Here is a 13,890-nt window from a genome sequence, read left to right on the forward strand (position 1 = left end):
TCCCGCGCGCCGATGGCGCTGGGAGCGGGCCATGCCGACCAAGCAGATCCAGTGCGCCGACTTCGAGGAAGAGAAGGCCGCCGTCGAGTCCAGCGGCCGCTACCGCGTGCTGCGCCAGGCGCGCGTGGCCGGCCAGGCCGGCGTGTGCACGCTGCACTACGAACCGCGCGGCGACCTGAAGCCGCGGCCGGTGCGACGCCTGCGCGGCATTGCCGGCGCGCAGGGCCGCGTCGAGATGAGTCGCAGCCGGCGCGTCGCACGACGACTGTTCGAGCTGCAGACGCCCGCCTCGAAAGACGCGCCGCGGCGCATCGCCGAGCGCTGGCTGAAGCGCCTGGCGCCGCTGCTGGGCATCGGTGCCGACCTCGCGGACCTGAAGTTCGACCAGGTCAGGCACTCGGTGCTGGGCCGCCACGTGCTGTTCCAGCAGCATGTCGGGCGCACGCAGATCTCGGGAGCCTGGGTGCGCGTGGACCTCGACGAGGACGGCCGCGTCTACAACCTGCAGAACGACCTGGTGCCGCTGCAGGTGCTGGCCCCGCGCCGCGCCGGTGCGACGCGCGCCTCGCGCCTGCACGGCGACGAGGGCCGCGCGCTGACGCGGGACCAGGCCAAGGCCCGCGCGCTGGCCGCGATCGCGCCCGCGCGCGGTCTGAAGAAGCAGGTCATCGGCACGCCCGAGCTGCTGTACCGCCCGACCGACGGCGACCCGCGTCTCACCTGGAAGGTGGTCGTGAAGAGCGGCCCGCCGTCGCGCGAGTGGAAGATGTACTTCGACGCCTTCAGCGGCGCGCTGCTGTGGCGCCGCAACCTGCTCAAGCGCGCCAGCGGCCGCGCCCTCGTCTTCGATCCGAACCCGGTGGTCGCGCTCAACACCGCCGAGCTGTCGAACCGCCGCGCGGTGCCGGCCACCGCCTACCGCGAGGTCGAGTTGCGCGGCCTGGACGGCAGCGGCTTCCTCGACGGCGACTTCGTCAGCACGCGCCTGACCAAGCGGCGCGTCAGGCGCGCGAACGGCGACTTCCGCTTCAGGCGCGGCGAGCGCGGCTTCACCGAGGCGATGGTGTACTTCCACATCGACCGCCTGCAGCGCCATCTGCAGGCGCTGGGCTTCGACAACGTACTCCACCGCGGCATCGCGGTCGACGTGGCCGGCCAGCGCGAGGACAACTCGTACTACAGCCCGACCGACAGGCAGCTGTCCTTCGGCACCGGCGGCGTCGACGATGCCGAGGACGCCGAGACCATCCTCCACGAGTACGGGCACGCGATCCAGGACGCGCAGCTGCCCGGCTTCGGCGAGAGCGACGAATGCGCGGCGATGGGCGAAGGCTTCGGCGACTTCCTCGCCGCCAGCTACTTCGCCGACTGGAAGCCGGCCTGGCTGCGGCCGGCGATCTGCAGCTGGGACTGCATCGCCTTCGCCGGCGACCCCCCCTGCCTGCGGCGCCTGGACAGCAACAAGAAATACCCCAAGGACATCACCGGCGAGGTCCACGACGACGGCGAGATCTGGTCGGCCTGCCTCTGGGAGCTGCGCCACGAACTGGGCCGCGCCAATGCCGAGAAACTGGTGATCGCGCACCACCACCTGCTCAACCGCTGGGCGGGCTTCGAGGATGCGGCTAACGCGATGCTGACCGCCGACCGGCGCCTCTTCGGCGGCCGGCACCGCGAGCTGATCACCGCGGTGTTCGTGAAGCGCGGCATCCTGCCGGACCCGCGGCGGCCGGGGCGGCGGGCGGGGGACCGGTTCGAGGGCTGAGCCGGGGCGCGCCGGGGCGCGCCGGGGCGACTAGCGCGAGAGCCGCGGCACGAGCACTCGATCGTGCAGCAGCATGCCGGCCAGCATCGCGCCGACGAACCACACCGCCTCGGGCATGCCGCGGCCGAGCGCGACGAGGGCCGGGCCGGGGCAGAAGCCGGCGATGCCCCAGCCGATGCCGAACAGCAGGCCGCCGCCGATCAGGCGCGCGTCGATGCTGCGGTTGACGGGCAGCTCGATCGGCGTGCCGACCCATGATCGCGTGCGGCGGCGCGCGACGGTGAAGGCGACCAGGCCCACCGCGATCGCGCCGGCCATCACCATCACCAGGCTCGGGTCCCAGGCGCCGGCGAGGTCGAGGAAGTTCCTGACCTTGGCCGGGTTGGCCATGCCCGACAGGATGAGCCCGAGGCCGAAGACGATGCCGCTGAGCAGTGCGATCAGGTGAGCCACGTCGCCGCCTCCTTCAGAGCCCGTGCCGCAGCACGAAGACCGTCGCGAAGCCGGCGCCCATGAAGGCCAGCACGTTGACGAGCGAGCGCAGCGACAGCCGGCTCAGCCCGCAGATGCCATGCCCGCTGGTGCAACCGTTGGCCATGCGCACGCCAACGCCGACCAGCAGGCCGGCCGCGACGACGGCGCCGGTGCCGACGTCGACGGCGGCCACCGGCAGCGGCTCGCCGATCCACCACAGCCAGGGGGCGACCAGCAGTCCCAGCAGGAACAGCAGCCGCGGCAGCTCGGGCCGCAGGCTGCGCCCGTCGACCAGCGCGGCGAGCGATGTCGCCACCAGCCCGGCGACGCCGGCGATGCGGCCCAGCCCCAGCAGGTAGATCGCCGCGGCGACGCCGATCAGCACGCCGCCGGCCAGCGACATCCACGGCGTGAACGACACCCAGTCGACGCTCATCTCGGTTCCTTCTTCGTCGGGTCGAAGTGCTTCTTCAGGCCCTGCCAGCAGCGCTGGTACTCGCGCTGGCGCTCGGCGGTGTCCAGCGCGTGCTGCGTCGGTCGCCAGACATGCCGCGTCTCGAACATGAAGGCCATGGTGTCACGGATCACGTCGGGCTTCGACAGGTCGGCGCGGCTGGCCTTCTCGAAGGTCTCGGCATCGGGGCCGTGGCCGCTCATGCAGTTGTGCAGGCTGGCACCGCCGGGCACGAAGCCCTCGGCCTTGGCGTCGTAGGCGCCGTGCACCAGGCCCATGAACTCGCTGGCGACGTTGCGGTGGAACCAGGGCGGCCGGAAGGTGTCCTGCATCGCCAGGATGCGCGGCGGGAAGATCACGAAGTCGAGGCTGCTGACGCCGGGCGTGTCGGAGGCGCTGTGCAGCACCAGGAAGATCGACGGGTCCGGATGGTCGTGGCTGATCGAGCCGATGGCGTTGAAGCGCCGCAGGTCGTACTTGTACGGCGCATGGTTGCCGTGCCAGGCCACCACGTCCATCGGCGAGTGGTCCATCGCGGCGCGCCACAGCCGGCCGCCGAACTTGGCGACCAGTTCGTGCGGGCCGTCGATGTCTTCGTAGGCCGCCACCGGCGTCAGGAAGTCGCGCGCATTGGCCAGGCCGTTCGATCCGATCGGGCCGCGGTCGGGCAGGCGCAGCGGCGCGCCGTAGTTCTCGCAGACGTAACCGCGGATCGGCCCGTCCGGCAACTCGACGCGGAAGCGCACGCCGCGCGGGATGATGACGATCTCCTGCGGCTCGGCCTCGATCACGCCGAGCTCGGTGACGATGCGGTGGCGCCCCTGCTGCGGCACGATCAGCAGCTCGCCGTCGGCGTCGTAGAAGGCGCGGCCCTGCATCGAGCGGTTGGCGGCGTAGACGTGCACCGCGTTGCCGGCCTGCAGCAGCGGGTCACCCTGGCCGGCCATCGTGACCAGGCCCTCGACGAAGTCGGTGGGTGCCTGCGGCATCGGCAGCGGGTTCCAGCGCAGCTGGTCGGGCGGCGTCGGCACACCGGCGAAGTCGCTGACGATGCGGCCGTCCGGCATGCGCTCGAAGGGCTGGTGCATCGCCGCGGGGCGGATGCGGTAGAGCCAGCTGCGGCGGTTGTCGGCGCGCGGCGCGGTGAAGGCGGTGCCGCTCAGCTGCTCGGCATACAGGCCGTAGGCGCAGCGCTGCGGCGAGTTGCGGCCGACGGGCAGCGCGCCGGGCAGCGCCTCGGTGGCGAACTCGTTGCCGAAGCCGCTCTGGTAGCTCGGGGTGTCGGGGGTCATCGCTGGCTTCCTTCCTGGGCCGGCGCTCGCGCGGCGCGCAGCGCCTCCAGCAGCACCGCCTGCTCGCCGATGTGATTGGACAGCAGCAGCACGAGGCGCGCGTTGAGGGCGTGGCTCTCGGGCTCGGGCAGGTCGCGGTGGGTGTCGATCAGCGCTTCGTAGAAGTCGTCGGGTGCCTCGAGATGCGGGACGGTGATCAGCGGCATGGGGGCTCCTTCAGGGCGTGCCGAGCGCACGCCGCAGCGCCGCCTCGACGGCAGCACGCGTCGGTCGGCGCCAGCGCGCGCACACATGCTGGTCGGGACGGATCAGGTAGGCGCTGCCGGGCTGCAGGTCGTAGCGCTGCGCGACCAGGCCTTCGGCGTCGATGCAGCTTGCAGGTGACGGCGGGGCATCGGCCGGCGCGACGACCAGATGGCGGACCGGCAGATCCCGCACCAGCTCGTCGTTGCCGCCCGCCGCGCTCAGCAGCGTGAAGCCCTCGCCCAGCTCGCGCAGCAGCCAGGTCGGCGTGCCGTCGGGGCGCTGCAGCGGCGCATCGGCCGCGACGGCGCCCGGCCGCAGGCGACCCGCGAAGGCATCGACGTCGGCGCTGTTGAGCTGCGAGCCCTCCAGCGTCGCCGGCACCGACAGCCGGCCGCTGTTCAGCAGCGTGCGCGCGAAGCCGTGCTCGCGCGCCAGCGCCAGCACGGCATCGCGGAACAGCCGGCTCACCGCGCTCTTGGGCGTGATGAAGTCGGTCGAGCGCGTCGACGCACGGAGGTTCTCGTCGGCCGCGGCCTCGCGCTCGCTGGCGTAGCTGTCGAGCAGCGCGTCGCCGGCCTCGCCCTGCACCACGCGCGCGAGCTTCCAGCCCAGGTTGTCGGCATCCTGCACGCCCGAGTTGGCGCCGCGCGCGCCGAAGGGCGACACGCCGTGGGCCGCGTCGCCCGCGAACAGCACGCGGCCGTGGCGGAAGCTGGCCATGCGCTGGCAGGCGAAGGTGTAGACGCTGGCCCACTCCAGCGTGAACGGGATGTCCTTCATCGCCGAGTGCGCCAGCAGTGCCTGGACCCGCGGGACGATGCGCTCGGGCTGCTTCTCCTGGTCGGGATCGGCGTCCCAGCCGAGCTGGAAGTCGATGCGCCACACCTTGCCGGGCTGGCGATGCAGCAGCACGCTCTGCCCGGGATGGAAAGGCGGGTCGAACCAGAACCAGCGCTCGGCCGGGCCGTCGTAGTCCATCTTCACGTCGGCGATCAGGAAGCGGTCGCGGAACACGCGGCCTTCGCTCTCCAGGCCCATCAGCCGGCGGGTCGTCGAGCGGCTGCCGTCGCAGGCGACCACACGGTCGGCGAGCAGCCGGTAGGCACCGTCGGGCGTCGCTATCGTCAGTGCCACCTGCTGCGGACCGGGCTCGATGGCCGCGAGGCGGTGCTTCCAGCGCAGGTCCACGGCCGGCAGCGCCATCGCCCGCTCGACCAGGCAGCCCTCGACGACGTACTGCTGAAGGTTCACGAAGGCCGGTCGCGCATGGCCGGACTCGGGCAGCAGGTCGAAGGCGTAGAGCAGGTCGTCGCGCAGGAAGACGCGACCGAGATTCCACGACACGCCCTGCGCCGTCACGCGCTGGCCGCAGCCCAGGCGGTCGAAGATCTCGAGCGTGCGCTTGGCGAAGCAGATGGCCCGCGAGCCGGTGGACAGGCGGTCGCCGTCGTCCAGCAGCACGACCGGCACGCCGCGCTGCGCCAGGTCGATGGCCAGACTCAGGCCGACCGGCCCGGCGCCGACGACGACGACCGGATGGCGCGCCGGCGCCGCCGCGTCCTGGTCGGCGTGGCGGCGGTAGGGAAAGACGACTTGCTGGTAATCCACGTCGGTGCCCGCCACGTCCGGTGGCTGCCAGGGCTTCAGCCTTCGAGCGTGGCCCACATCTCGCGGTCGCGATCGGCGGTCCAGATGCGCGGGTCGCGATGGCGCGTGACCTCGTCGTAGCAGCGCGTCACGTCGAAGGGCATGCAGTGGTCGAAGATGACCCAGTGGCCGTACTTCGGCTTGAGCTTCGCGAAGGTCTCCTTGTAGACCGCGTTCAGGTCCTTGCCCGCGGCCACGCCCGCCTGCACGCTGGCATGCACGTCGGCGATGAAGGCGCGCGTGCCGGCCAGGCCGGCCTGCACCTGCTCGGGCGTGGTCAGCGCCGCGCCGCGGCCGGGGACCAGCTGCTCGGGCTTCAGGGCCGCGATGTTGTCCAGCGTCTGCGGCCAGTCGGCGAAGTAGGCGTCGCCGGCATAGGGCGTGGCATCGAACTCGACCAGGTCGCCGCTGAACAGGATCTTCTGCTGCGGCAGCCAGGCCACCGTGTCGCCCTTGGTGTGGCCGCGGCCGAGCTGCAGCAGCTGCACCTCGAGCCGGCCCAGCCACAGCGTCATCCGGCCGGTGAAGGTGAGGGTCGGCCAGGTCAGGCCCGCCGGCACGCTCTCGACATTGCGGAACAACCGCGGGAAGCGGCCGATCTCGCTGGCCTTGTCCTGCTCGCCACGCTCGACGATCAGGTCGTGGGTGTCCTGGCTGGCGATGATCTGCTGCGGCGCGTAGGCGCTGGCGCCCAGCACGCGCACCGCGTGGTAGTGGGTCAGCAGCACGTACTTGATCGGCTTGTCGGTCACCTCGCGGATGCGGCGGATCACGTCCTGCGCCATCACCGGCGTGGCCTGGGTGTCCAGCACCAGCACCGCGTCGTCGCCGACGATGACGCCGGTGTTCGGGTCGCCTTCGGCGGTGTAGGCGTAGGCGTTGTCGGAAAGACGGGTGAAGCTGACCTGCTTCTCCTCGAGGTCGGCTTGCGAGGCAAAGGTCTTGGTCATGCGTGTCTCCAGCAGCGGCGGGGCCTGGCCGGCCCGGGGAATCGCTGCGATTATCGAATCGTGATTCGCCTATGTCAAACTTGTTTGCTAAAGTGAAACCTCGGAGGCCGGTGATGAAGGACGAGGCGAACCCGCGCAAGGAACAGCGAGCGATCCAGTCGGTCGAGGTCGGCGGACCGCTGCTGCTGGCGCTGGCCGACCATCCGGTGCCGATGACGCTGAAGGACCTGGCAGCCGCCGTCGGCCTGACACCCTCGCGCGCCCATCCCTATCTGGTCAGCTTCGGCAAGCTCGGGCTGGTCGAGCAGGACCGCGCCAGCGGCCGCTACGCACTGGGCCCGGCCGCGCTGCAGATCGGGCTGAGCTGTCTGCACCAGTCCGACCCGCTGAAGGCCGCGACGCCGGTCGCCGAGGCGCTGGCCGCGGAACTGGAGCACGCCGTCGCCGTCGTCGTCTGGGGCAACTTCGGCCCCACCGTCGTGCGCCTGATCGAAGGTCGCCAGCCGCTGCACGTGAACCTGCGCGTCGGGGCCGTGATGTCGGTGCTGGGCACGGCGACCGGCCGCGCCTTCGCCGCGGTGCTGCCACGCGCGGCGCTCGATGCCGCGATCGCCAGCCAGGCCGGCAGCGCCGCGTCGCCCGGGAAGACGACGGTCGCCCGCGAAGTCCGCGAGGCCGCGGCCGAGCTGGCCGAGCACGGCGTGGCCCGCGCGATGGGCCGGCCGATCCCCGGCATCAACGCCTTCAGCGCACCGGTGTTCGACCACGAAGGCCGCGCGGCGCTGGTCCTGACCTCACTGGGACCGGCGGACAGCTTCCCCGCCGACTGGCGATCGCCCTGCGCCGCGGCCGTCCGGCGCGCGGCCGAGCATGTGTCGCGACGGCTGGGTCACCGGCGCTGAGTCGGCCTCAGACCGCGCGCCAGCTCTGCCACAGCGTCCACGCCGCGGTGGCGATCAGCAGGCCGCCGACGCTGCGTGCGACGCGGACCTGCCTGGCCGCACTGCCACGCAGGCAGCGACGCAAGCCGGCAGCGCCCGCGACGACGCTCCCGTAGACCACGGCCTGGGTCACTGCGACGATCGCGCCCAGCCCCAGCACCTGCCGCAGCAGGCCGCCCTGATCGGGCCGCATGAACTGCGGGAACACGGCGATCATGAAGACATAGGCCTTGGGATTGAGCAGGCAGGTGAGGATGGCGCGCAGGAAGGTCTGCGCGGTCGGCCGCGACGGCACGTCGCCCACCTCGCCCAGGCTGCCCGGATGGCGCAGCAGGCTCCAGCCCATCCACGCGACGTACAGCGCGCCGGCGACGAGCAGCGCATTGAACGCGGCCGGCAGCAGCTGCAGCAGCAGGCCGATGCCGAGCGAGCTCATCGCGACATGGACCATGCCACCGACCACCAGGCCTGCGACGGCCGCTGCGCCGGCGCGGCGGCCGTCGACCAGCGTGCTCGACAGCACGTAGGCCATGTCCATGCCCGGCATGACGATGATGCCCAGCACCAGCAGCGCAAACAGCCACGACGGATCCATCGCGACGAGTCTGCCGCCCATACCTGCCAGCCTGCGGCATGATTGCAGCGCACCCTCCCACCCACGATGCGCGCGAGCCGCCTGCTGTCGATCCAGATGCTGCTGCAGACGCGGGGCCGCCTGAGCGCGCGGGCGCTGGCCGAGGCGCTGGAGGTGTCGATCCGCACGCTGTACCGCGACGTCGACGAGCTCAGCGCCGCGGGCGTGCCGATCTACGCCGAGCGCGGCCGCAGCGGCGGCTTCGAGCTGCTGCCGGGCTGGAAGACGACGCTGACGGGGCTGACGCCGTCGGAGGCACAGGCGGTGTTCCTGAGCGGACTGGCCGGGCCGGCCGCCGAGCTGGGCCTGGCCGCAGACGTCGAGCGCGCGCAGCTCAAGCTGCTGGCCGCACTGCCGGCGCCCTGGCGCGACGGGGCGCGCCGCACCAGCTCGCGCCTCTACCTCGACCCGGTCGACTGGTACCGCGAGGCCGACGACCTGCCGCAGCTGCAGCGCGTCGCCTCGGCCGTGTGGGACGAGCGCCAGCTCGCGATCCGCTACGAGAGCTGGCAGCAGACGACACGGCGCACCGTGCATCCGCTGGGCCTGGTGCTGAAGGCCGGCGCCTGGTACCTGGTGGCGATGGCGGTGCCGGATCAGAAGCCGCGGACCTACCGCGTGTCGAACATCCTCGAGGCCGACGTGCTGGAGGCGGCCGTTCGTCGCCCGCCGCGCTTCGACCTCGCCGCACACTGGCGCGCGTCGGTGCAGCGCTTCGAAGCCGAGCTGCACCGGGGCGAGGCCCGCGTGCTGGCGACGCCGCTCGGCCTGAAGTCGCTGGGGCACCTGAGCAGCGCCGTCGCCCGCGCCGCGCGCGCGGCTGCGCCGAGTCGCCGTGCCGACGGCCGCCACCTGCTGACCATTCCCATCGAGTCGATCGAGCACGCCACCGGCCAGCTGCTGCGGCTGGCGCCCGACGTCGAGGTCATGGGGCCGGTGGCGCTGCGGCGGTCGATGGTGGAGCGCATTCGCCAGCTGGCCGTGCTGTACGGCACCGCGCGTGTCGCCGACTGAGGCATCGCGTCCTGGTGACGCAGGAGCGCGCCGTCGCGACAAGGAGCAAGGGCCTGATCCCTCGCGGAATCAGGCCCTCATGACGATTTGGTGCGGCTGGCAGGATTCGAACCCACGACCCCTTGGTTCGTAGCCAAGTACTCTATCCAACTGAGCTACAGCCGCATCAAGCCTCGCAGTTTATCACGGCGGTCCGGCCCACCGGCCGGGCTCAGGCCAGCAAGGCGGCAGCCCGGTAGCAGCGCGCCGACCGGCTCTCGTCGCGATCGCGGTCGGCCATCGCGGCGAGACGCAACCACGCATCGCGGCGGGCGTCGGTCTGCAAGGCCTCGTCCTGCGCGGCCTGTTCCAGCAGCTGCTGCGCCTTGCCCCAGAGTTCGCGCGCCGCCAGCGCGCAACCGACGGCATAAGCCATCGCGGCCTCGCGCGGCCCCTGCTGCAAGGCCGACTCCAGGCGCGGCAACCACTCGGGGCCGATGCCGTGCGAGGCCTGCGCCAGGGCGAGAGCCAGCACGTCGCGTTCCTCGCGCGGCAGGCTCGCGACACGCTCCCACGACGGACGCAGCCAGAGGCGCGCCTCCTCCGGCGCGTTCAGCGCCACCAGACGACGCGCCGCATGCGAGACCACGACCACGTCGCGCCGATCGGCGGCGTCGAACTCGCGCCAGACGCCCTGCACCTGCTCGGCATCGCGTGCGGCATCGAGCGCTTCGACCGCCAGGGCCCGCATCAGTCCCTGCGCCGCCGCCGGCGAAAAGCCCTGGTGCTTGGCCAGCAGGCGCGCCGTGCGCAGGGCCTCGAGCGGCTGACGGGCCAGCCTGGCCGCCTGCAGCTTGAGCCGCAAGGCCTGGGTGCGACGCGCGACCCCGGGCGGCAGTTCGGCCAGCAGTTCGAGCGTGCGAGCGGCATCTCGATCCTCCAGTGCCCACTCCGCAGCCAGCAGGCGTGCACCCTCCTCGGCCGGCCGCGCGCCGAGACTGCGGCGCGCCAGGTCGAAGGCGCGTTGCAGCTGTTCGTCGCGTCGCGTACGGTCCTGCAGGCGGTGCAGGCTGCCGGCCGCCAGCAGGTGGCCCAGCACGGTGAACTCACCGTCCTGCCGCAGCTCGGGCGTGTCGGCCTGGATCGCCACCGCGCGCTGCGCCGCCTTCTGCGCCCGCGCGTAGCGGCCACCGAAGTACTGCGCCAGGGCCTCGCGCAGGGCCGACTGCGCGATCCGGTCGCGCCGCGACACGCGCCACTCGCGCGCACGTTGCGGCAGGTCGATCAGCCCGCCGACGACCTGGATCAGCGCATTGAGCACCAGGCACAGCACGACCACGCCCACCATGAAGAGGTTGAACGACAGGTCGACGCGCCACGGTGCCCAGTACAAGGTGACGAGGTTCTCGTTGCTGCCCAGCAGGGTGGCCGCGACCGCGGCCACGATGGCCAGCAGCAGCAGCCAGACGACGCTGCGCATCGCCGCGCCTCAGCGGCCCGCCGCCGCCAGCGCGGCCAGCGTGTCGTCGGGACGCGGCACACCGGCCTGGCGCGCCTGCATCGCGACGCTGCGCACGGTCTCGGCCAGCGTCAGCGTGCGGCGCGCGCCGCGGTCGAAGTAGCTGTCGATCGCGCCCTGGGCCGTGCGCAGGTCGCTCTGGGCGGTATCGAACTGGCGACTCAGCAATGCGAGGCGGGCGTTCAGCAGCTTGAGCTTGAGGTTCTCGCGCAGGAAGAAGCGTTGCTCGGGTGCCAGCAGCATGGCCTCGGGCTGGTCGACGCGGGTCACGCGCAGCAGGCCGCGGGCCTCGCTCCAGAAGCCGCGCAGCCACTCGCCACCGGCCGCGGGCAACCAGGCCAGTGCGTCGGCGGCAGGCGTCGCCGGGTCGGCCGCGGTCGATGCCGCGGCGGCGGGCGACACAGACGCCGCCGATGCCGCCGGCGTCCCGGCGCGTGACGGTGCGGGCCGTGCCGGCTTCGCATCCGGCGAGGGACGGGGGATCTCGACCGCCAGCAACGGCGCCTCGTCGACGAGGCGCGCCGCTTCGTCCAGCTTGCCGGCCAGCGTCGCGATGTCGGCCACGCTGACGGCCTTGACGCGATCGAGGTCCCGCGCGATGGCGCGCCGCACGACCTCGAGCCGGGGCTGGTTGACGCGCGCCAGGCGCTCATCGGCGGCCTTCAGGGCCACCACCAGCGGCGTCGCGCTGCCCGTCACCGCGGTCTGCTGCATCGCCACGCGCACGCCGGCGTCGATCTCGACCAGCAGGCTCTCGTCGCGCGAGCGCGACAAGGACTGGATCAGTTCCTCGAGCTGCGTGCGCTGCACCGAGAGCTCGGCCACACGACTTTCCAGCAAGGCGGTCTTGGCCACGGCGTCGCGCGACAGTTCCTGCGACTGGCGCGCCAGCAGCTGCGCTTCGTTCGACTGGTCGCTGCTGGCCTGCTGGCGGCGGACCAGTTCCTCCTCGAGCGCCTGCACGCGCTGCTGGCTGGTCCACGCCACGGCCAGCGCGGCCGCACCGACCAGCACCGCGAGCCCGGCGGCCAGGGTCTGCACGCGCCCCGCACGAGCCGGCGTGGCGGGCGGAGGCGACGCCGGTGCCCCGGGGACCGCGAGGGAAGACGGTTCTTCGGCAGCAGTCGTTTGGGGCTCGCTCACGGTGCGATCGATTCTATCGACGGGGGTGCAGCGACCGCAGGGCCTCGGCCACGGCCGCGAGCGAGGGCGGCGTGTCGACCACGTGACCGAAGCCCGCGGTCCGCGCCCGCGCCGCGATGCGCGGATGCGTGGCCACGGCCTGCGCCGCCGACCAGGGTTGCGGCGTGGCAGGCACCAGCGCCTCGAGCTGGTCGATCGCTTCGGAACTGCTGAACAGCCAGGCATGCGCCGCCGGCGCGTCGAGCGCCTGCCGGAGCAGCGCGCGCTGGCCGGCATCGAGCTGCGGCGCCGCGCGGCGGTAGGCCGCGAGCGTGTCGACCGACACGCCCGATTCGCGCAGCCGCTGTACCAGCCATTCGCGGCCGCTGCCTTGCGCTTCGGTGCCGGCGCCGCCGCGCACGATCAGGGCCGAACCGCCGCCCCACGAGCATCGCGGCCCGAGCACGGCCCACAGGGATTCAGAGTCGAACTGCGGCGCATCGGCCGCGGGCTCGACGATGCAGTCGGCCGGCACGCCCGCCACCCGCAGCGCCGCGCCGGTGCCAGGTCCGGGCGACGCAGCCAGCGTGCCTGCGGGCCAGGCCGCGCCCGGCGGCCGCAGCGCAAACAGCCCGTCGACCGCATTCGGACTGACGAAGACCACCAGGTGCCGCTGCGCCAGCGCCTGCCATGCGGCGACCAGCGGCGCGGGGTCGGCCGGCGGCGCGATCGCGATCAGCGGCAGCGCGGCCGCGTCGATGCCCCGCTCCTGCAGCTGGCGCACCCAGTCCCTGGCCTGTGCCGCAGGCCGCGTCACCAGCACGCGCATGGAAGCCGGCCTCAGAGCGCGGCCAGCAAGGCCGCACCGCCCTGCTCGCGCAGGCGGTCGGACACGCGGCGTCCCAGCGCCTCGGCGGCGTCGGTGTCGGCCACGAGGGCGCTGCTCTGCACCCGCACCAGCGCGATCGGCTGGCCTTCGCCGCTGCCCAGCGCTGCGTCGAGCAGCAGGCTGCCGTCGGCCTGCCAGCGCGCGTGCGCAGCCAGCGGCATGCTGCAGCTGCCGCCCAGGGCTCGCGAGACGGCGCGTTCGGCATGCACGGCCAGCCAGGACGGTGAGTGCGTCAGTGCCTGCAGCACCTGCCACAGCGGCGCGTGGCGATCGCGCGCATCGGCCCGCACCTCGATGCCGAGCGCGCCCTGGCCGGCAGCCGGCAGCATCGTGTCCGGCTCGAAGACGCTGCGGATGCGCTCGGCCAGCCCCAGGCGCTTGAGGCCCGCGGCCGCCAGCACGATGGCGTCGTACTGGCCCTCGTCGAGCTTGCGCAGCCGCGTGTCGAGGTTGCCGCGCAGCGGTTCGATCCTCAGGTCGGGCCGCTGCGCGCGCAGCTGGCTCAGGCGACGCAGGCTGGAGGTGCCGACCACGCTGCCGGACGGCAGGGCCTCGAGGTTCGCGTAGCGCGGCGAGACCCAGGCATCGCGCGGATCCTCGCGCTCCAGCACCGCGGCGAGGACGAAACCCTCGGGCAGGTCCATCGGCACGTCTTTGAGGGAGTGCACGGCGAGATGGGCGTCACCGGACTCGAGCGCCGTCTCCAGTTCCTTGACGAACAGGCCCTTGCCGCCGACCTTGGACAGCGTGCGGTCGAGGATCTGGTCGCCGCGGGTCGTCATGCCGAGCAGGTCGACCGGCAACGCCAGCCGCTCGCCGAGCAGCGCACGCACGTGTTCGGCCTGCCACAGCGCCAGCCGGCTCTCGCGGGTGGCAATGATCCAGCGGTCGGCTCGCGTCTCCATGCGGGCATGCTAGCAGCGCGAAGGCACGCCATGGACCCGCGCCTGGCACGGCCGCTGCT

14 protein-coding genes and 1 tRNA gene are annotated in these 13,890 nt (G+C 72.7%); 3 read left to right on the plus strand and 12 right to left on the minus strand.

Annotated elements, in window-relative coordinates; all coding sequences use genetic code 11:
* Positions 1-31: 31 nt before the first annotated feature.
* A complete protein-coding gene (locus tag QZV97_RS08580) occupies positions 32-1,765 on the plus strand; it encodes a M36 family metallopeptidase (protein WP_295641182.1) in 1,734 nt (577 codons plus the stop codon).
* A 30-nt stretch (positions 1,766-1,795) separates the two neighbouring features.
* On the opposite strand, the gene QZV97_RS08585 is transcribed toward QZV97_RS08580, so the two are convergent.
* Genes QZV97_RS08585 through QZV97_RS08610 form a run of 6 tightly spaced genes read right to left on the minus strand, consistent with a single transcriptional unit; the run spans position 1,796 to position 6,828 of the window.
* Positions 1,796-2,218 carry a DUF6691 family protein gene (locus tag QZV97_RS08585; protein WP_295641184.1) on the minus strand — a complete coding sequence of 141 codons (423 nt, stop codon included), beginning with the start codon at positions 2,216-2,218 and terminating at the stop codon, positions 1,796-1,798.
* Positions 2,219-2,231: 13 nt separating this feature from the next.
* The gene (locus QZV97_RS08590; RefSeq protein ID WP_295641186.1) at positions 2,232-2,675 is read right to left on the minus strand and encodes a YeeE/YedE thiosulfate transporter family protein; all 444 of its coding nucleotides are present in this window, start codon (positions 2,673-2,675) and stop codon (positions 2,232-2,234) included.
* A complete protein-coding gene (gene hmgA, locus QZV97_RS08595; RefSeq protein ID WP_295641188.1) occupies positions 2,672-3,985 on the minus strand; it encodes a homogentisate 1,2-dioxygenase in 1,314 nt (437 codons plus the stop codon). Before hmgA ends, QZV97_RS08590 begins: the two co-directional genes overlap by 4 nt.
* Complete coding sequence (locus tag QZV97_RS08600) at positions 3,982-4,191, minus strand: DUF2783 domain-containing protein (protein ID WP_295641190.1); 210 nt, start codon at positions 4,189-4,191, stop codon at positions 3,982-3,984. The genes hmgA and QZV97_RS08600 overlap by 4 nt, the downstream gene beginning before the upstream one ends.
* 10 nt (positions 4,192-4,201) lie before the next feature.
* On the minus strand, positions 4,202-5,839 hold the full coding sequence (locus QZV97_RS08605) for an FAD-dependent oxidoreductase (RefSeq protein WP_295641192.1): 1,638 nt from the start codon (positions 5,837-5,839) through the stop codon (positions 4,202-4,204).
* Positions 5,840-5,874: 35 nt separating this feature from the next.
* Positions 5,875-6,828 (minus strand): MBL fold metallo-hydrolase, encoded by a 954-nt coding sequence (locus QZV97_RS08610; RefSeq protein ID WP_295641194.1) that lies wholly within the window; start codon positions 6,826-6,828, stop codon positions 5,875-5,877.
* Between the two features lie 113 nt (positions 6,829-6,941).
* Here QZV97_RS08610 and QZV97_RS08615 point away from each other — a divergent pair, with 113 nt between their 5' ends.
* The gene (locus QZV97_RS08615; RefSeq protein WP_295641196.1) at positions 6,942-7,730 is read left to right on the plus strand and encodes an IclR family transcriptional regulator; all 789 of its coding nucleotides are present in this window, start codon (positions 6,942-6,944) and stop codon (positions 7,728-7,730) included.
* Between the two features lie 7 nt (positions 7,731-7,737).
* On the opposite strand, the gene QZV97_RS08620 is transcribed toward QZV97_RS08615, so the two are convergent.
* Positions 7,738-8,364, minus strand: coding sequence for a LysE family translocator (locus QZV97_RS08620; protein WP_295641198.1), 627 nt, complete (start codon positions 8,362-8,364; stop codon positions 7,738-7,740).
* Positions 8,365-8,430: 66 nt separating this feature from the next.
* Between QZV97_RS08620 and QZV97_RS08625 the strand changes: the two genes are divergently transcribed.
* On the plus strand, positions 8,431-9,417 hold the full coding sequence (locus QZV97_RS08625) for a YafY family protein (protein WP_295641200.1): 987 nt from the start codon (positions 8,431-8,433) through the stop codon (positions 9,415-9,417).
* Between the two features lie 88 nt (positions 9,418-9,505).
* Here the strand turns inward: QZV97_RS08625 and QZV97_RS08630 are convergent.
* The 5 genes from QZV97_RS08630 to hemC form a co-directional block, all read right to left on the minus strand.
* Positions 9,506-9,582: transfer RNA gene (locus tag QZV97_RS08630), tRNA-Arg, on the minus strand.
* A gap of 46 nt (positions 9,583-9,628) precedes the next feature.
* Positions 9,629-10,876 (minus strand): heme biosynthesis HemY N-terminal domain-containing protein, encoded by a 1,248-nt coding sequence (locus tag QZV97_RS08635; protein WP_295641202.1) that lies wholly within the window; start codon positions 10,874-10,876, stop codon positions 9,629-9,631.
* Positions 10,877-10,885: 9 nt separating this feature from the next.
* The gene (locus QZV97_RS08640) at positions 10,886-11,956 is read right to left on the minus strand and encodes a uroporphyrinogen-III C-methyltransferase (protein ID WP_295641204.1); all 1,071 of its coding nucleotides are present in this window, start codon (positions 11,954-11,956) and stop codon (positions 10,886-10,888) included.
* 115 nt (positions 11,957-12,071) lie between these two features.
* Complete coding sequence (locus tag QZV97_RS08645; RefSeq protein ID WP_295641206.1) at positions 12,072-12,866, minus strand: uroporphyrinogen-III synthase; 795 nt, start codon at positions 12,864-12,866, stop codon at positions 12,072-12,074.
* Between the two features lie 11 nt (positions 12,867-12,877).
* Positions 12,878-13,831, minus strand: coding sequence for a hydroxymethylbilane synthase (gene hemC / locus QZV97_RS08650; RefSeq protein ID WP_295641208.1), 954 nt, complete (start codon positions 13,829-13,831; stop codon positions 12,878-12,880).
* Positions 13,832-13,890: the final 59 nt, after the last annotated feature.

The sequence above is a fragment of the uncultured Methylibium sp. genome (genome assembly GCF_902826655.1).
GTDB lineage: Bacteria > Pseudomonadota > Gammaproteobacteria > Burkholderiales > Burkholderiaceae_C > Methylibium.